The sequence below is a fragment of the Micromonospora sp. NPDC003197 genome (assembly GCF_053590565.1).
Window position 1 is genome coordinate 127,228 of the sequence record NZ_JBSFTE010000002.1, and the last position, 17,370, is coordinate 144,597.

Annotated in this window: 20 protein-coding genes, 1 tRNA gene and 1 pseudogene; 14 read left to right on the forward strand and 8 right to left on the reverse strand. The window is 70.1% G+C overall.

The window, feature by feature from the left end; genetic code table 11:
- Position 1 precedes the first annotated feature (1 nt).
- The 3 genes from ACWDV4_RS02810 to ACWDV4_RS02820 all read left to right on the forward strand — a co-directional run bounded on the left by ACWDV4_RS02810 (position 2) and on the right by ACWDV4_RS02820 (position 2,573).
- Entirely contained in the window at positions 2-859 is an 858-nt protein-coding gene (locus tag ACWDV4_RS02810; RefSeq protein ID WP_449974336.1) for a PHP domain-containing protein, read from the forward strand.
- Between the two features lie 25 nt (positions 860-884).
- Positions 885-1,499, forward strand: coding sequence for a MarC family protein (locus ACWDV4_RS02815; protein ID WP_449974338.1), 615 nt, complete (start codon positions 885-887; stop codon positions 1,497-1,499).
- A 201-nt stretch (positions 1,500-1,700) separates the two neighbouring features.
- On the forward strand, positions 1,701-2,573 hold the full coding sequence (locus ACWDV4_RS02820) for a RecB family exonuclease (RefSeq protein ID WP_449974668.1): 873 nt from the start codon (positions 1,701-1,703) through the stop codon (positions 2,571-2,573).
- Positions 2,574-2,621: 48 nt separating this feature from the next.
- Here ACWDV4_RS02820 and ACWDV4_RS02825 read toward each other — a convergent pair whose 3' ends face one another.
- Entirely contained in the window at positions 2,622-3,500 is an 879-nt protein-coding gene (locus tag ACWDV4_RS02825; protein ID WP_449974339.1) for an oxygenase MpaB family protein, read from the reverse strand.
- Between the two features lie 154 nt (positions 3,501-3,654).
- Positions 3,655-4,083 (reverse strand): Fur family transcriptional regulator, encoded by a 429-nt coding sequence (locus ACWDV4_RS02830; protein ID WP_449974341.1) that lies wholly within the window; start codon positions 4,081-4,083, stop codon positions 3,655-3,657.
- 237 nt (positions 4,084-4,320) lie between these two features.
- Between ACWDV4_RS02830 and ACWDV4_RS02835 the strand changes: the two genes are divergently transcribed.
- Positions 4,321-4,803 carry a DUF2231 domain-containing protein gene (locus ACWDV4_RS02835; protein ID WP_449974343.1) on the forward strand — a complete coding sequence of 161 codons (483 nt, stop codon included), beginning with the start codon at positions 4,321-4,323 and terminating at the stop codon, positions 4,801-4,803.
- 58 nt (positions 4,804-4,861) lie between these two features.
- Here the strand turns inward: ACWDV4_RS02835 and ACWDV4_RS02840 are convergent, their stop codons facing one another.
- Positions 4,862-5,185, reverse strand: coding sequence for a translation initiation factor 2 (locus ACWDV4_RS02840; protein WP_449974344.1), 324 nt, complete (start codon positions 5,183-5,185; stop codon positions 4,862-4,864).
- An 81-nt stretch (positions 5,186-5,266) separates the two neighbouring features.
- On the opposite strand from ACWDV4_RS02840, the gene ACWDV4_RS02845 reads away from it, so the two are divergent.
- Positions 5,267-5,458: a hypothetical protein gene (locus tag ACWDV4_RS02845; RefSeq protein WP_449974345.1), complete on the forward strand. Its 192-nt coding sequence runs from the start codon at positions 5,267-5,269 to the stop codon at positions 5,456-5,458.
- Positions 5,459-5,572: 114 nt separating this feature from the next.
- On the opposite strand, the gene ACWDV4_RS02850 is transcribed toward ACWDV4_RS02845, so the two are convergent.
- On the reverse strand, positions 5,573-6,166 hold the full coding sequence (locus tag ACWDV4_RS02850) for a flagellar biosynthesis protein FlgA (protein WP_449974347.1): 594 nt from the start codon (positions 6,164-6,166) through the stop codon (positions 5,573-5,575).
- Between the two features lie 274 nt (positions 6,167-6,440).
- Here ACWDV4_RS02850 and ACWDV4_RS02855 point away from each other — a divergent pair, with 274 nt between their 5' ends.
- The gene (locus ACWDV4_RS02855) at positions 6,441-6,605 is read left to right on the forward strand and encodes a hypothetical protein (RefSeq protein ID WP_449974692.1); all 165 of its coding nucleotides are present in this window, start codon (positions 6,441-6,443) and stop codon (positions 6,603-6,605) included.
- Positions 6,606-6,667: 62 nt separating this feature from the next.
- Here the strand turns inward: ACWDV4_RS02855 and ACWDV4_RS02860 are convergent.
- Positions 6,668-6,835: pseudogene (locus tag ACWDV4_RS02860) on the reverse strand (FmdB family zinc ribbon protein); the annotation flags it as partial.
- Positions 6,836-6,865: 30 nt separating this feature from the next.
- Entirely contained in the window at positions 6,866-7,486 is a 621-nt protein-coding gene (locus ACWDV4_RS02865; protein WP_449974348.1) for a 5-formyltetrahydrofolate cyclo-ligase, read from the reverse strand.
- An 84-nt stretch (positions 7,487-7,570) separates the two neighbouring features.
- Here ACWDV4_RS02865 and ACWDV4_RS02870 point away from each other — a divergent pair, with 84 nt between their 5' ends.
- From ACWDV4_RS02870 to ACWDV4_RS02905, 8 genes are all read left to right on the forward strand, one after another.
- Positions 7,571-9,874, forward strand: coding sequence for a diguanylate cyclase (locus tag ACWDV4_RS02870; RefSeq protein ID WP_449974350.1), 2,304 nt, complete (start codon positions 7,571-7,573; stop codon positions 9,872-9,874).
- A gap of 9 nt (positions 9,875-9,883) precedes the next feature.
- The gene (locus ACWDV4_RS02875; protein WP_449974352.1) at positions 9,884-10,834 is read left to right on the forward strand and encodes a UTP--glucose-1-phosphate uridylyltransferase; all 951 of its coding nucleotides are present in this window, start codon (positions 9,884-9,886) and stop codon (positions 10,832-10,834) included.
- A gap of 123 nt (positions 10,835-10,957) precedes the next feature.
- Entirely contained in the window at positions 10,958-12,280 is a 1,323-nt protein-coding gene (locus ACWDV4_RS02880) for a molybdopterin molybdotransferase MoeA (RefSeq protein ID WP_449974353.1), read from the forward strand.
- A 100-nt stretch (positions 12,281-12,380) separates the two neighbouring features.
- Complete coding sequence (locus ACWDV4_RS02885; RefSeq protein ID WP_449974355.1) at positions 12,381-13,022, forward strand: GNAT family N-acetyltransferase; 642 nt, start codon at positions 12,381-12,383, stop codon at positions 13,020-13,022.
- Between the two features lie 179 nt (positions 13,023-13,201).
- Positions 13,202-14,107, forward strand: coding sequence for a divisome protein SepX/GlpR (gene sepX / locus ACWDV4_RS02890; RefSeq protein ID WP_449974357.1), 906 nt, complete (start codon positions 13,202-13,204; stop codon positions 14,105-14,107).
- 202 nt (positions 14,108-14,309) lie between these two features.
- Positions 14,310-14,386: transfer RNA gene (locus ACWDV4_RS02895), tRNA-Ala, on the forward strand.
- A 195-nt stretch (positions 14,387-14,581) separates the two neighbouring features.
- A complete protein-coding gene (locus ACWDV4_RS02900) occupies positions 14,582-15,016 on the forward strand; it encodes a VOC family protein (RefSeq protein WP_449974358.1) in 435 nt (144 codons plus the stop codon).
- 163 nt (positions 15,017-15,179) lie between these two features.
- Positions 15,180-15,677, forward strand: coding sequence for a DinB family protein (locus ACWDV4_RS02905; protein ID WP_449974360.1), 498 nt, complete (start codon positions 15,180-15,182; stop codon positions 15,675-15,677).
- A 13-nt stretch (positions 15,678-15,690) separates the two neighbouring features.
- Here the strand turns inward: ACWDV4_RS02905 and ACWDV4_RS02910 are convergent, their stop codons facing one another.
- Together ACWDV4_RS02910 and ACWDV4_RS02915 are read right to left on the reverse strand one after the other, a co-directional pair.
- A complete protein-coding gene (locus tag ACWDV4_RS02910; protein ID WP_449974361.1) occupies positions 15,691-15,912 on the reverse strand; it encodes a DUF2945 domain-containing protein in 222 nt (73 codons plus the stop codon).
- Between the two features lie 284 nt (positions 15,913-16,196).
- Positions 16,197-17,237: a DUF4034 domain-containing protein gene (locus ACWDV4_RS02915; RefSeq protein ID WP_449974362.1), complete on the reverse strand. Its 1,041-nt coding sequence runs from the start codon at positions 17,235-17,237 to the stop codon at positions 16,197-16,199.
- Positions 17,238-17,370 lie beyond the last annotated feature (133 nt).

Here is a 17,370-nt window from a genome sequence, read left to right on the forward strand (position 1 = left end):
GGTGATCGATCTGCACACGCATTCGACGGCGAGCGACGGGACACTGACCCCGGCGGAACTCGTTCGGGCTGCCGCAGCCGCCGGCCTCGCCGTGGTGGCCATCACCGACCACGACACCACCGCCGGCTGGGCTCCGGCCGCCGCGGCGCTGCCACCCGGCCTCACCCTGGTACGCGGTGCTGAGCTGTCCTGTCGTTGGTACGGCACGCAGCCGTCGATTCCGCTGCACCTGCTCGCCTACCTGTTCGATCCGACGGAACCCGAACTGGTCGCCGAGTTGACCCGGATCCGTCTCGCCCGGGAACTCCGGGGTGAGCGCATCGTCGAGCGGCTCCGGGCCGACGGTATCGACGTGACCTGGACGGAGATCCGGGACAGCGCCCAGGGCGGTACGGTCGGCCGTCCGCACATCGCCCAGGCGCTGATCCGGGCCGGTCTGGTGGCGACCACCAACGAGGCATTCGCGCCCGAGTGGCTGGGCGAACGTTACCGGCTGCCCAAGGACGACATCGACGTCTTCACGGCGGTGCGGCTGGTGCGGCAGGCTGGCGGCGTACCGGTCTTCGCTCATCCTCGGGCCAGTCGACGCGGCCGGATCGTGCCGGACGAGTTGATCGTGGAGTTGGCGGCGGCGGGGTTGGTCGGCTTGGAGGCCGACCATGAGGACCACTCCCCGACGGAACGGGAACACGTCCGGCGGCTCGCCGCCGAACTGGGTCTGCTGATCACCGGCTCCTCGGATTTCCACGGCACGCACAAGACTGTCCGGTTGGGGGCGTTCACTACCTCGCGCGAGTCGTATGAGGGAATCGTGGCGGCCGCGACCGGCGTGACTCCGATCGCTTCGGAGCGTGCCTGACCAGTGGCGCGGCTACCGTGACCGAGTGGATCTAAAGCTGTTCGGGGAGGTCTTCGTAACCCTGCTGGTCATTACCGACCCGCCGGGGATGATGCCGATCTTCCTTGCCCTGACCGGGCCGCTAGCGGCCCGGGAACGTCACCGTGCCGCATGGCAGGCGGTGGCGCTCGCGCTCGGGGTGATCGTGGTGTTCGCGGTGGCCGGTCAGACCCTGCTCGACTACCTGCACGTCGACCTGCCGGCCCTTCAGGCGGCGGGTGGGCTGCTGCTGGTGCTGGTCGCGCTGGAGTTGCTGACCGGCAAGTCGGATGATCCCCAGCAGCAGACGACCTCCAACATCGCCCTTGTCCCACTGGGTACGCCGTTGCTGGCCGGACCTGGCGCGATCGTTGCCACCATGCTTTTCGTGCAGCAGGCCGACGGGATGGCTGATTACGTATCGATCGCCACCGCCATCATCGCCGTGATGGCCGCCGTCTGGATCGTGTTGCGGTTCTCCGGGGGCATCGTGAAGGTGCTCCGGCCCGGCGGCATCGAGGTGCTGACCCGGATCGCCGGGCTGCTGCTGGCGGCGATCGCGGTGCAGCTCATCGCCGACGCGGTGGCGGCGTTCGTCACGGCGTACATCCATCCGTCCTGACCCGTCCCCGGCGGTGACTGCCGGATGCCGGGATGGCGGCCGATGTCCGTCGTACCGGAGAGCAGGGTTGTCGGGGTGGCGGCCCCGGGATCGTCGTACCGGGATGGCAGGATCTGGGCCGTGCGAAGGCCGACCTCTTCCGGCAACCGGACCCCACGGTCCCGTGCCGCCAGCCAGCCAGAGCAGTTGGGGTTCGAGGGCATGCCGGAGCGGCTGTTCGTGTGTACCCCCAGCAAGCTCGGGGCCTACGCGGACTGCCCGCGCCGCTACCGCTACACCTACGTCGACCGGCCGACGCCCCCGAAGGGCCCGGCCTGGGCGCACAACTCGCTCGGCGCCAGCGTGCACACCGCACTGCGCAACTGGTACGGCATGGCCGCCGACCGTCGCCGCCCCGAGGCGCTGCCGATGCTACTCAAGGGCACCTGGGTGCGCGACGGTTACCGCGACGACGAGCAGGAACGGGCCGCCTACCGGCGGGCCCTGGACTGGCTCGAAACCTATGTGGACAGCCTGGATCCGGCCGACGAGCCGATGGGGGTGGAACGGGTCGTCGCGGCCAAGACCTCGGTGCTGGCGTTCAACGGCCGGGCCGACCGGATCGACTCCCGGCCCGGGCCGGACGGGCCGCAGCTCGTGATCGTCGACTACAAGACCGGCCGTACCGGACTGGACAGCGACGACGCCCGGGGGTCGCAGGCGCTCGCCCTCTACGCGTACGCCGCCGAGCGGGTGTTCCGCCGGCCCTGTCGCCGGGTCGAGCTGCACCATCTGCCGACCGCCACCGTGGCGGCGTACGACCACACTCCCGAGTCGATCGATCGGCAGGTGAGTCGCGCCGAGGACACCGCTCGGGACATCATCGCTGCCGAGAAGGCGGTGGCCGCCGGCGGTGACCCGGACGAGGCGTTTCCTACGACTCCGGGCACGCTCTGCGGCTGGTGCGATTTTCGGGCGTCATGTCCTGCGGGTGCGCAGACCTCGGCGAAGGAGCCCTGGGCGGCGGTCGAGCGTACGCTGCTTCCGCCTCCGGCCCTCGGTGGGCAGGGCCCGGCCTCGGGCGAGGGCCGGTAAGCGGGATGCCCGGCCGGTAACCGGGATGCCCGGGGCTGGCCGTATCGGTCAGTTGGCTGGAGCGAGCCGGGCGGCTCGGGCTTTGGCCGCCTGGTAGAGCGGGCCTTCGAGGTATCGGCGGGGGACCGTGGCCAGGGCGAGCCGCAGGGCCCGGATGCTCAACTGCGCCGACAGTGCGGTGGTCGGCAGGCCCAGGGTGCCGTACATCCGGCGAGCCCACGCGGGGAGCAGCCCGAACGCGGTGCCGGCGACACCGAAGTAGGCCAGCCGAGCGGGGCCGAGGTCGAGACTCAGTCGCACCGGCAGGCTCAGCTTCCCGGGCGCTGGCGGTGCGGTCAGGAACAGCGCCGTCTCGGCGGCGTCCCGGGTCATCCGTAGTTCACTGCGGATCTCCCGGTAGTAGTTGGCCACCTCGGCTGCCGTACCCGGAACGGTCGACGGGTCGAGGCCGACCAGGGCGGCGGCTTGCCGCTGCTCGGTGTAGTAGGTGTCGACCTCGGCGGCGGTGAGGGCCAGCCCGGCCCGCCGAGCGGTGTCGACGAACGACTCCACCTCGGTGATATGCACCCAACGCAGCAGGTCCGGTTCGTCGATTCGGAACCGTTCCCCGGTGATCGGATCGGTGGCGCTCAGCCGGGCGTGCCGCGCGGTGAGTCGGCGACCGGCCGCCTCAGCCTGCCGGGTGGTTCCGTAGATCGTGGTGGCCACGTAGGTCGCGGTACGCGCCAACCGGCCCCAGGGGTCGGTCTGGTAGTTGCTGTTCTGCGCGACACCGGCCATCGCCCGGGGATGAAGGGCCTGGAGATAGAGCGAGCGCAGGCCGGCGACGATCAGGATCGGTTCCTCGTGCACCTTCCAGGTGACCGAGTCGGGGCCGAATAGGCCGAGATCGTTATCGTTGGAGTCCATTGCCTCGTCGGAGTCCATTGCCCAAGGGTGCCACGGGCCGCAGGCCAGCCAACCACCCGTCGGCAGCCGATCACACTCTGGCAGCCGATCACACGCTGGCGTCAGCCGGTCACTAGATCGACGGCAGTGATTGGGCAGGAGTGATCACACAGCAGCGATTGGGCCGGAGTGATCACACGTCGGCGGTGCGCCGGACCTGGCAGGCCGGACACAGCCCCCAGAAAGTCACTTCGGCCTCATCGACATCGAAGCCGTGGGCGATGTTCGGGTCGAGGCAGGGGGCGCTGCCCACCGCACAGTCGATGTCGGCAATCTCGCCACAGCCACGGCAGACGACGTGGTGGTGGTTGTCCCCGACCCGGGACTCGTAGCGGGCGGGGCTGCCGGCCGGCTCGATCCGGCGGGACAACCCGGCCCGGGACAGGGCACCGAGCACGTCGTAGATCGCCTGGGTGGAGACCGAGTCGAGGCGCTGCCGGACCTGCCGGGTGATCTCGTCGACCTCCAGGTGCCCGCCACTGGCCAGGACTTCCAGCACGGCGAGGCGCGGCCGGGTGACCCGCAGGCCCCTCGACCGGAGCAGCTCCTCACCCCTGGACATGACGTAATAACAGCACGGGTCCCACCAGCCAACAAGTCGGCGACTCGATGCCGTGGCCCGGACCACAGCGACAATCTGTCCCAGGCGGGGGCGAATCATCACTGGGAAACCGGATTGAACCTTGTCGGCCGGGTCTTCGTGTAGGGGATCAGGGATCCGTGGCGATCGCGATCCTGTACCGCCCATGAGCAATGTCCGTACGCTGGCATTTGTCGCCAGCTGTGACAGGAGGTGTCGGTGTTCAAGGAGATAATGGGCATCCCCGCGCACGCCTTGCTGGTGCACGCGGCCGTGGTGTTCGTGCCGCTGCTGGTGCTGTTCGCGATCGGCTACGCGGTCCTGCCCCGGTTGCGGGCCCGGATCGGCTGGGTGGCGGCGATTCTCGCCGTGGTCGCCCCGATATCGGCGCTGGTGGCCAAGATTTCCGGCGGGGAACTGCAGCAGGCGCTCGTGGAGAAGGGCTACCCGCCGTCGATCTTGGACCAGGTGACCGAACACCAGGAGTACGGCGACCTGATGTTCTGGTACGCGTTGGGCCTTGCTGTGGCGACCGGTCTGCTGATCTTCGTTGCCAGTGGGCATTCCCGGGCTCGCGCCCTGCCGACCTGGGTGAGCCTGGTGCTGGCGGGCATCGTCGTGGTGCTTGGCGTGCTCACCGCTGTCTACGTCTACCTGACCGGGGACAGCGGGGCACAGGCGGTATGGCAGGGCGTCCTCTGACGTAAGCCGGGGACGGCGGCACACCGCCCCGTCCCCGGACCGGGAGCAGAGTCGGGGATCAGAACAGCAACCGCGAACAGAGCAGGCAGACCACCACGACCAGCGCCGCCCCGGCGATCAGGCCGACGCCGTACGTCACCGTGCGCGCGCCGCGTTCCGCCTCGTCCAGTGCCGACAGGTCCTGGGCCGGCAGTTGACGTGGTGGCGGCGGCTGGAGGTGGACCGGCGGGCGCCAGCCCGGTGGCGGCGGGGCGGCCTGAGGCGGCCCCGGATAGCTGGGCGGTGGCGGTACGGGGGCCGCTGGCGGGGGTGCCTCAGCCGCCGGGTCGGCTGGTCGGCGCCAGAGGCTGTCGTCGGGGGTCGCACCGCTGGGCGTCGTCACGCCGTCCGACGCTACCAACCAAGCTCGGCGCGGACTCCGACTGGCGCGCCCAGATCGTCGAGTCGGCTAGGCTGGTCTGCTGTGAGCAGGGTAGACAAGCCGCAGGATCAGGATGCGGGACCGGGCCGGGTTGCCGGCCGACGGGTCAGCCCTGCCGACGACAGGTTCGTGCTGCCCGAGCAGTCTCGGGACGACACCGACCAGGGTTGGGGCGAACGCCCGTACTCCAACGACGAACGGCTGCTGGCCGATCGTCCGCCGCACTGGGACTGAGGCAGCAACGACGACAGCCCCGCGCGGCCGAGGCAACGGTGGTCCTGCCGCCGCAGCGGTGATCGCCTCAGGGTTGTAGCGGTGGGCGTCGTCAGGGCTGAACGATAATGGCCGTCAGGGCCGCACGATGATCGAGAAGCGGACGCCCTCCGGCATTCCTACCACCCGGTTCGCCTGATCCGGCGGAAGTGCCAGATAGAGGGCGCTCGTCCCGTCGGCGGCCGATGCCGAGCCGATCACGCCGAGCACCAACGCCCGGGCGGCCAGCAAAGTCGGCTCGGACGATCGGGCAGCTGACCCGGTGCCGTCCGGTACGGCCAGCAGGTCCACCCGAGCCCCGGGGCGTACGACCGCGAGGGCGGCGGGCTCGGCGAGCCGAACCGGCACCCCGACCGTGCCCGTGGGCACGGCGAGCCGGTCCGGAGCCGACGTCGGGTCAAGTTCGAGGCCGGGATCGCTGTTCGTCGGGCTTACCCGGGTAGCGGAGCTGCTGGTCGACGGGGATACCTCGGGGTCGGAACCGCCCGTCGCCGGGATGGCAGCGGGACATGACTGCCGGGGCTCCTGGGTGTAGAGGATGCCGGCTGCCAGCGCGAGCAGACCCGCGACCAGCGTCGCCCGTAGGAAGGTCGCTCGGCGGGGCAGGGGCGGCCAGCGGCTCGGCCGCAGCGTCGGCTCGCGCCGTCGCGCCCTGCGCTCGATGGTCATGGCCAGCCTCCTCGCGGGCCGGCGACGCCGTGGTGGCTCGGGGCGTCGTCCGGTGCGTCGGAGGCTAGCTGGCCGAGGATCGCTGACGCAGCCGCCAGCGACCCGCCTGTGGATAACTCGGCGGCCTGTGGAAAACCAGCGGCTGGGTGCGCTGGGCTGGAAAACCAGCGGCTGGGTGCGCTGGGCCGCCTCGCTGTTACGCCGTTAGGCCGCGCTGCTGGCCGAGGAGGAAGAGGACGACGAAGACGCGGAGGAGCCCGAGCCGCTTGTGCCGGTGGATGCCTTCTCCTTCGTACCGGATCCGTTGGTGCTGCCCGTACCGCTGCTGGTCGTGGCGGCCGAGTCGGTGCTGCCCGTGGTGGACGACCCCGACTTGACCGAGTTGCTCTTCCCGCCGGTGCTGGATTCCGACCCGGAGGACCGGGAGTCGGTCCGGTAGAAGCCGGACCCCTTGAAGACGATGCCGACGGAGTTGAACACCTTCCGCAGCCGGCCCTCGCACGACGGGCACACGGTCAGCGGCTCGTCGGTGAAGGACTGCACCGCCTCCAGCTGGTGTCCGCACTCGGTGCATGCGTACTGGTACGTGGGCACGCTCTCCTCCGGATCTTGCAAGCCTGGTTGGCACTCGACGTATCCGAGTGCCAATGGTGCGTCATCGTCGCCCATTTCGTCCAGCCGGACCCGTCATCCGGGCCGTCAGTCGGCGGTCAACAGCCGCAGGCCGGCCGTCGGGGTGATCACCGCTTGTACGCGCTGGTCGTGGGGGAGGGCAGGAATCTCCTCGATCAACTCGCCGTCGTGCAACAGCGCCACGGTCAGCGTACCCACGTCGGCCCGGGCCAGCGCACGGTCGTACGAGCCCCCGCCTCGGCCCAGGCGGACGCCCCGGAGGTCCACCCCCACCGCCGGCACCACGATCAGGTCGGCGGCACCGACGGCGGTCACCCCGAGGCGTGGGCCGCTCGGCTCCCGCAGCCCGCGACCGGCCGGCACGAGCGATCCTGGCCCCGTATAGGCGGCCCAGTCCAGGTCCAGGTCGGGGCGCAGCACCGGCAACAGCAGTCGCCCGGCCGGTTCGAGCACCCCGCGGAGGGCATCCGGCAGGTCCTCCCCACCGGGCTCGGAGCCCACCGGAACGTAGCTGGCGGCCAGGCGCGGACGCAGCCGGCGTACCAGGTCGATGAGCTGAGCCTGGACGAGCCCGGCGGCCTCGGCCCGGGTTTCCGCGGGCAGCGATCGGCGGCGGGCGAGCAGTACGGCGCGAAGTTCGGTCTTGGCCACCACGACCGCTTCCGCTTCATCCGAAAAATCCGGCACGCAACACTCCTGGAACAAATCCTGGCTAATCGATGGAGCTGTGTCAGCATCGCAGCATCCGATGCGGAACCTCCGGGGGGACGAGTGACGCTGCGTGGACGGCTGACCATCGCCTTCCTCGTGGTCGTACTCGGCCCGGTCCTGCTCGGGGCCATCTTCGTCGGCGGCACCATCGCCACGGTCAGCCGCAACCGTTCCGAGGAGCAGCTCAGGCTCGCCACAGCAGCGGTCCGCACCTCGATCAGCGCACTCTGCCGACAACTACACGCCGCCGCCGACACGGTTGCGGCGGTGACCGACCCGACGACGCGGACCGGCATCGCCAACCAGGTGGTCGCCCGAGGACTGGCGACCTCCGTCTCGGTGACCGACGTCACCGGGACGATCATCCAGCAGACACTCCACGCGCCGCCCGGGCCATGGGTGGACTGTGCCAGCCCCGCCCCCGCCGACCAGCGGGTACGCGCCCTCGCCGCGCGGATCGAACTGCGCGACGCCGCCGGGGCCGGCACCGGTTCGGTGATCGCGACCCAACTCATCGACGCCGCGTTCGTGTCCCGGCTCGCGGGGGCCGTCGGGGCTGCCGTGACCCTGCTCGGCGGCCCCGACCCGGCCGACGGGGTGGATGCCAGCACCGAGACACCGGGAAACCGGGACGCCGTGGTCGCCGCCGCCCGGCGGATCCGGGGCGACCGGATCGTCGCCGCCGAGGGGGACCGGTACGTCCGGCGGGTCACCCCAGCACCGGGCCAACCCTTGTCGCTGGTGCTGTCGGTGCCGTACGACCAGCCACAGGGCCGGTACGCCGTCCTCGTCATGGCCGTCCTGCTCGCCGGCCTGCTGGCGGTGCTTGCCGCGTGGCGACTGGCCCGGAGCACCACCCGGCCACTGGCCGAACTTGCCCGCGCGGTGACCCGGGTCGCCAGCGGGGACCTGACCGTCCGGGTGCCGGTCCGGACCCAGGACGAGATCGGTCGGCTGGCCAGCACCTTCAACCGGATGACCCGGGAGACCCAGGCGTACGTGCAGGCCCTCACCACCAGTCGAGACCAGTTGCGCGGTCACCTGGCCGTGCTCGGTGACACCCTCTCCAGCACCCACGACCTGCACCGGATCCTTCAGGTGATCCTGCAGACCGCACTCGCCGCGACCGGGGCCCGGGCCGGCGTGGTGCTGTTGTTGGACCAGGCCACGGGCACCCTGATCGGTCAGTGCGCCGAAGGGCTCGAAGAACGCTGGCCGGCCCGGGTCGAGCCAGCTGGTGGTGGGGCGGCTGCTGCCGGGTCGATCACCGGCTCGCCACCCGCTGACGATGCGATCGGGTCGGCGGCCGGCGATCCGACCGCGTTGCGGATCCCGATCGGGGTCGGCCTGCTCGGGATGGTCGCCGCGACTGGCGAGCCGCAACGGGGACGGGTCGGCCGGGACAGCAGCCCACTGTCCGGATTCGAGCCCCGCTGCGAGACCTATGTGGCCGTACCCTTCTCGGCCCCGGCCGCCACCATGGCCGAGGCGGTGCCCGTACCGCAGCCCCGCTCCGGTGGCGGGCAGCCGGGGGCGGCCACCCCGATCGTCGCGCTCGGCGTCCTGGCGCTCTACGACCGACTTGGCTCCGACGAGTTCGACGACGCCGATCTGGTCACCCTCCGCACCTTCGCCGGGCACGCAGCGGTGGCGGTGGACAACGTACGGGTGCACGAGGAGGCCCAACGACTCTCGTTGACCGATCCGCTGACCGGGCTGTGGAACTACCGCTACCTGAAGGAGTCGATTCGGCGGGAGGTGGAACGGGCCAGCCGCTTCGGCCGCATGCTCAGCGTGCTCGCCCTCGACCTGGACCGGTTCAAGGAGGTCAACGACACGTACGGGCACCCGGCCGGGGACGCCGTGCTGGCCGAGTTCGCCCGTCGCGTACGCGGTGCGTTGCGCGAGGTCGACCTTGCCTTCCGGCAGGGCGGCGAGGAGTTCGTGGTGCTGCTGCCGGAAACCGATGCCCGAGGTGCCGCCACCGTTGCCGAACGCCTCGGAGCCGCCATCCGGGACAGCCCGATCGCCGTCGACCCGCATCCCGGCCCGGGCATGACCGCCGCCCGCTGTCTTATTTCGGTCACCGTCTCCATCGGTATCGCCGTCTTTCCCGACCATGCGACCACCGGGGCGCAGGTGCTCGACGCCGCCGACGACGCGTTGTACGCCGCGAAGGCGGCTGGTCGGGACACGTACCGGGTGGCGGTTGCCGCCGAACGTCCGGTGGGTGAGGAGATCCCGGTCCGGGCGGGTGCCGCCACGCCCGAGGACGGCCTGCCGTGGGCGGGCAAACCGCCAGGTGGCCCCCGGGGCGGCGCGTCTTCCGGGCCACACCCGCCACGACAGAGCCGTGGCCGATAGTCTCGCGACATGTCGGATGCCTCAACGACCCAAGCCACGTCCACCGCAGCGGCTGGACAGCGGGCGGTGAAGGCGGTCATCCCGGCCGCTGGCCTCGCCACCCGGTTCCTGCCGGCTACCAAGGCCGTGCCCAAAGAGCTGTTGCCCGTGGTCGATCGACCGGTGTTGCAGTACATCGTCGAGGAGGCCGCCGCGGCGGGCATCGGCGACGTCCTGCTCGTCACCGGCCGGGGTAAGACCTCCATGATCGACCACTTCGACCGGCAGCCCTACCTGGAAGCCAGACTGGAGGAGAAGGGCGACACCGAACGGTTGGCCGCCATCCGTCGCCCCAGCGAACTGGCCGAGATCTACACCTGTCGGCAGGGCGAGCCGCTTGGCCTCGGGCACGCGGTGTCGTACGCCGAGTCGCACGTCGGCGACGAGCCGTTCGCCGTACTGCTGGGTGACGAGTTCGTCGACCTCGCCGAGCCGTTGCTGCCGGCCATGCTCGACATCCAGGCCCGGACCGGCGGCATCGTGCTCGCCTTCCTGGAGGTCGCGCCCGAGGAAACCAAGCGGTACGGCATCGCCTCCGTCGAGCCGGCCGACGGCAACCTGTCCGACCTCGGTGAAGTGGTCAAGGTGACCGGGCTGGTGGAGAAGCCGGACCCCGCAGAATCGCCGAGCAACCTCGCCGTACTCGGCCGGTACGTCCTGCCCAGCCGCATCTTCGATGCGATCAAGCGGACCGGGCCGGGCAGCGGCGGGGAGATCCAGTTGACCGATGCGATGGGACTGCTGCTCAAGGAAGGGGTGCCGGTGCACGGCATCGTCTACCGGGGCACCCGCTACGACACCGGCATGCCGCTGGGCTACCTCCAGGCGGTCGTACAGATCGCCTGCCAGCGCGACGACCTGGGTCCGGAGTTCCGGCAGTGGCTCGGCGAGTTCGTCGGCACTTTCGGGCGGGGTACATGACCGGCCGAAGAACCGGCCCCCGGACACCGGCCGCGACAGGTACATCGATCGCGCCGGGCACACCGTCCGCGCCGGGCACACCGATCGTGCTCACCACGACACCGGATCGGGTGAGGTGACGGTGTGACCGCGACGGCCGATGCCGAGGCGGCCGCCAACGAGCTGACGCCGCTCGCCGACTACCTGGGCAGTGTGCTGCGCAGGTTACGCGCGCTGCCACCGCTCGACCTCGACCTGACCCAGGCGTACGGCAACGTGCTCGCCGAGGACATCGTCGCGCCGAACTCCTATCCGGCCTTCGACCAGGCCGCGATCGACGGGTACGCGGCCCGTTGGGAGGACATCGGCGGTGCCGGCCGGGGCGACTACGCCTCGGCCGGCGCCTACCGGCCGGTTCGGCGGGATGGCTCTCGCCCGGTCCAGCTCAACGTGGTCGGCGACCTCGGTGCGGCGAGCTGGCGGCCGGTCCGGCTGACCCAGGGCTGCTGCTTCTCGGTGGCTGCCGGGGCACCACTGCCGCTCGCCGCCGACGTGGTGGTACCAGTGGAGTGGACCGACCAGGGCATGGCAACGGTGGAGATCTTCCGTGCGCCCAAGCGCGGGTACGGCGTACGCCGGGCCGGTGAGGAACTGCCGGCGGGCACCCTGCTCGCGCGCTCCGGCACGTACGTCTCACCCGCCCTGGTCGCCGTCTTCGCCTCGACCGGGATCGGGCACGTCGTGGTCCGGCCCAGTCCTCGGGTGGTGATTGTGGCCACCGGCGACGAACTGGTCGACGTCGGGCGGGCCAGCCAGCCCGGCCAGGTGGTCGACGCGAACTCGCACGCCCTCACCGCCGCCGCCGCCGAGGTGGGGGCGGTCGCCTATCGGATCGGCATCTGCGATGACGACCCGGAGGGGCTGCGCGGGCTGCTTGAGGACCAGACCCTGCGGGCCGACCTGATCATCACCACCGGGGGCACCGGTACCGGACCCGGCGACATGGTGCGACGCATCCTGTCCCGGCGCGACGGTAACCGGGCCGGACCGGTGGCCTTCACCAAGGTCGCCCTCTACCCGGGTGCCGCGCTCGGCTTCGGTACGGTCGGCGCGGAGGAGGTGCCGGTCATCTGCCTGCCCGGTGAGCCCGGTGCCGCGTTGATCGGCTTCGAGGTGCTGGCCCGGCCGGCGATCCAGTTGCTCGCAGGTGCCGAACCGGTGTTCCGGCCCAGCGTCCGGGCACATCTACTGGAGACGGTGCCGTCCCCGGCGGGACTGCGCGAGTTTCGCCCCGCACACGTCGCCGAGCGGCGTGGCGGTGGCTACACCGTGCAGCCGCTCAGCGGTGGCCCGTACACGTTGTCCGGGCTGGCGGAGGCGAACGGGCTGCTGGTCCTCGGTGAACGGGTGACCACCGCGACAGCCGGCTCCACCGTGGACGTCCTCCTACTGGACCGTCGTCGATGAACCGGTACGGTGATCGGTCCGGCTCGACTGCCATGGGGCAGGCGGGGCCGCAGTGTATGCGGCAGCTGGTCCGGCCGGATCGATAGCTGGAGGCGGTGTCATGAGACTCAGAGCAGCGGTGGGTTGGCCGGTGATGCTCGCCGACGGGCCGGTGCTGCTGCGCCCGTACCGGCGGTCGGACGCGGCGGCCTGGTCCGAGGTCCGGCGCGCCAACCAGGCGTGGCTGGCACCCTGGGAGTCGTCGCCGGTCGGCAACTGGGCCGAGCTGAACTCCCCGGCCGCATTCCGTTACGTCTACCGTGACCAGCGCCAGTCGGCCCGCCGGGGCGAGGGCATGCCGTTCGCGGTGTGCCTGGTCGAGGAGGGCCGGGAACGGCTGGTCGGCCATCTCAACCTGGGCAACATCGTGCGGCGGGCGTTCTGTTCGGCGTACGTCGGCTACTGGGTCGACTCCCGGGTGGCCGGCCGGGGCATCATTCCGACCGCCTTGGCGCTCGTTGTCGACTACGCGTTCGGTCCGGGCGGCTTGCATCGCATCGAAGTGAACATCAGGCCAGAAAACGGACCTTCACGGCGCGTCGTGGAGAAGCTGGGCTTCCGGGAGGAGGCCTACCACCCTCGATACATGCACATCGACGGTGCCTGGCGCGATCACATTGGATACGCGATGACCAGCGAGGAGATCGTGCCCGAAGGTGGGCTGTTGGCCCGCTGGCACCGGCTCCGCGCCCTCGCTACTTGATCTTCTTCCTGCCCCGATGGTCGGCGCGGCGCACGATTTTCCTGGTCCAGGGCCCGTAACCTCAAGTAACTGGAACGTGCGGTAACCACACCGGACCTGCCGATCTGCGTGCTGAGCGAAACTGTGCGGAGGTCTGCCGAGCCGGTGGGCTACCCGATGTGGTGACGGGAGGGGTGAGGGTGCCGACCTCGGTGCTCCTCGCCGTCCTCGCCGCAGCCGGTCTGCTCGCCCTCGCGCCGGCGCTGGTTCGCCGGTACGACGCCACCGAGCGGCTGGTGGCGGAGCGGGCGCAGTCGACGGCGCGGGTGCTACAGCGCCGCCGGCGACGTCGTACTGTTCCCGGCCGGGCCCCGGTCAATCCCAGCCCGGTACGGGTGGTGACCCGCCGCGGCGATGGAACCGTGGCGGAACCCGGAGCCGCCGCCTCTGGTGCGTCTGGCGCATCGGTTGCTGGCGGGTCTGTTTCTGGCGCATCGGTTGCTGGCGCGCGAGCGGCCGGCGGGTCCGTCTCCGCCAGACCTGTCTCCGGCGCACCGACGGCCGGCCGACGTGCTGGTCGACTCCGCTCGGTGCCCCGAACCGCGTCGAGGGGGCGTCGGCGACCCAACGCGTACCGGCACACCCCGGTGGTCTACCGGCGGCGACGGGTCTTCGCCGCGCTGCTGCTGCTCAACGTGGTCGAGCTGATCGGTGTCGCGGTGGTCGGTCCCGGCTTCTGGGTCGGGTTCCTGGTCACCGGGACGCTGCTGGTCGCCTACGTCGTACACCTGCGGCGGCGGGCGATCGCCGAGCGCCGTCGGCGGCGGGCACAGGCCCGGGAGGCGGCCTGGTTGGCCGTGCGGCAGGCCGAGGTACGCCGAGAGCAGGCCCGCCGGGCGGCGGCCCGCCGGGAGGCGCAGCGGCGGCTGGCGGCTCAGCGCGAGGTGGTACGTCGGGCGGCCATGGGCCTGGACGGGGCCGGCGACCTTCCGTCGGCCGCCTCGGGTGGCGGCGGCAGACGGGCAGGCGGCTCGGTGTCGTACCGCCGCTCCGGTGGCCTGCGGGGTCGACCGTACGAGGCCGGTCGCGGCTCCCACTCCGCCTGACCCTTTCCATGGCCCCACCTTCGACCCTCCCTCGTTGATCATGAAGTTGTGACAATGGCATGCCCCTTTTGTCTACTTTAAGTCCATGATCAACGGGGAGGGATGGGGAGTCGCGGGCGGGGTGGCGGGGTGGATTCGCCCTGGCGGTCCCCGACCTGTTAGCCTTGTCGCCGGCCCGCAACGAGTTCTGGTGGCGGGTCGAGGGGCTGTGGCGCAGACCGGTAGCGCACCTCGTTCGCATCGAGGGGGTCAGGGGTTCAAATCCCCTCAGCTCCACCAGTAACACCGTTGACCAGCAAAAACGCCGGGCTTTGATCATCTGGCACAGATCCGGCACAAATCAGTGCGGATCTTGATTGTTTGCGACCTGTTGCCGCCCAGTGCACCTCGGGTCTCCCGCGTGCCGCATGCGCCATAACCCTCGCCAGGCGGACCCGTGGAGACGACGGAAGACCCCGCCTCTATGGTGGACCGATGTCATCGGTCAAGCAGATCCAAATCACCTTCGACTGCGCAGAACCTGAGCGCGTTGCTCGTTTCTGGTGTGAGGTGTTGGGGTACGTCGTACCGCCGCCACCGGAGGGGTTTGCTACTTGGGACGACTACAACGGTTCGCTGCCGCCTGAGGATCAGGGTTCGGCGTTCGTGTGCAGTGATCCCTCGGGTGTGGGCCCGCGCATGTACTTCCAGCGCGTTCCCGAAGGCAAGGTCGTCAAGAATCGGTTGCATCTTGACGTGCGGGTCGCCACCGGGCTCGTGGGTGAGGAGCGCGTGGCCGTGCTTGAGGCCGAATGCGCGCGACTGGTCGCGCTCGGCGCGGTGCGCGTGCGACTGCTGCTCGCCGATGAGGACAACGAGTCGTGCCTCGTGATGCAGGACATCGAGGGCAACGAGTTCTGCCTCGACTGAGTGACCGCGAACGTGGACTTCACGGGTCGACTGGTGTAGTTGGCTATCACGAGGGTCGCTGTCCCGTAGCTCGCCAGCGGTCCTGATCCGGAACCAACGCTTGGCGTCCGCTCGTGTCGATGTCCGCTACTTGCCCATGGCTACGGTCTGGAATGCTTCGTTCATGCCTTCCTATCCGCCTACCTTCGCCGACCAGGTCGTCGCACAGTCAGCCCACGCCCAGTTCGAGGCGTTCCTTGACGAGCACCGCGACGCGCTCAATGGCTGCTTGGGCGGGCTGACAGAGGAACAGGTGCGCCGATCGTTGGTGGCCTCCGGGACCACGCTGCTGGGTCTTGTGAAGCACGCAACTTTCGTCGAGAAGGTCTGGTTCGACGAAGCCGTCACGTGCCGGTCGCGCGCTGAGATCGGCATCCCTGCGAGGTCGGACGAGTCGTTCATCCTCGATGACGAAGACACGATCGCCACCGTCCAGCACGCACACCGCGAAGCCTGCGAAGCATCACGCCACGCGACGTCATCCCTGGGTTTGGACGACATCCTTCACGGGCACCGGCGGGGCCCGCTGCCGCTGCGGTGGGTGTATCTCCACGTGCTGCGCGAGCTTGCCCAGCACTGTGGGCACGCAGACATTCTTCGAGAGCAGCTCATCAACGAGTAGTGCGCCGCCGTCTTCACTCTTGTTCGCGGCGTAGCGCCTCCGGCCGGTGCGCGACATCCCTCCCGGAATCGTCGTTGCGGATCCGGTACTGCGGGTGCTCCAGTGACGCGTTGACTGGGTGCCCCCGGACCTTCACGCGTTCGGTAATTTCCTCCTGGACGGTCCCGTATGCCCGACCGGAGTGGCTGGCCCACGAGACGTGGTCACCCTTGCGGAATTTGTCACCCTTAGCCATGTTGCTGGGTTACCCTCGGCCCGCACCTCGAAACGAACGGTGGATGGGCTGGCCCACGATCTCCTCCGGCCGCGCCCATCCCCGGATGATGACGCCTGAAATGTCAGCCGCGCGTGTCTCGAAGTCTGTGCCTTATGCCCGGAGCATCCCCGCGACCACCGGTTTGACTGCTCCTAACCGGACAGGAATCACCGACGGTAGCGGAAGTATTGGCCAGTTCTGCCGCAGTGCACGCGTGCCGCCCCCGAAGGGTGAACTTGAAGGTAGTCAGGTGTCGTCGGCAGTCAGGCAGCGCGGCGGGCGCGGCGGCGGGCTCGGATGAAGGCTGTATCGCCACGCGTGCGGTCCCACCAGGACCACGGAACGCTGGTCATGTACCGGCCGATCGATGCGAAGACCGGCGCGGCGTCGGCGTCGCGGCCCGTGCGCGCCAGCCCGTACGCCAAGAAGTTCGCGTCGTTGAGCCAGTTGGCGTGCCGGGTGGCCGGCTGGTGGAACCACCGGGACAGCGCGTTGTCGAGATCGGACTGCATGACCGGATCCTGCCGCCACCGTTGGCTGATTTCATCGGCGGCGTTGCCTGGGGATGCGCGCTCCTGCTCCCACAGCGCCCACTCGGCGGCGGCCTGTACTGGCAGCACGTGTAGCGGCGAGCCCGCGGGCGCTGCGGCGGCAACCGACCGGGCGAAGTCGAACATCGCCTCGTGCGAGCCCCTCCACTTCCTACAGTGGTAGGTCAGCTTGAGTCCGTGCCCCTCCCGATGCCAGGAGTCCCGCCGGGTCAGCTCACGCCACGTCTCCTCGACGTCCTCCCGTGGTGCGCTCTGGTCGATCATGAGGTCCAGCTGGTTCACCCACGGCGTGGGGTCCTCAGGGGCGAGCCGCATTGCCAGGTCGTTCACCTGTCGGGCCAGGTGCAGCAGCCGGTTGAACTCGGTCCACTGTTCTGGGCGAACGGTTGCGGCCCAGCCCCCGCCGCGCACTTCCCAGGCTCGTGCCATCAGGGAACGAGCACGTACGAGCTGAGCATCCGCATTGGTGGGCGTATGCGCCGCCCAGCGATCGGTCCAGGCGGCCGCGGTGTCGACCCGGCCGGTCGTACGGTCGACTCGGGATCCCAGCCCACCAGCGGTCGACTCGGCCAGCACGCGGACGTACCGCGCCCGACGGTCGTAGTCGCCTCGGGTGGCAGCCAAAGCCTTCTGGGCCGGTCCGGTGTCGGAGCCGTACCGCGCCTGCGTACACGCCTCGCGCAGCACGGCGTCGTCCTGCGCCTGGTTCGTATCGATCTGGCGGGTGAGCAGCCGCCACACGGTCGAGATCACAGTCAGAGATGGTAAGCGCCGGCTGGGACTCACGGCGGAGCCGGCAGGTCCATCTGCGCGAACTGGGTCGCGTCGATCACGACCGTGATCTCGGTGATCCGGATGTCGACGACGGTGCACGCGAGCACCGACA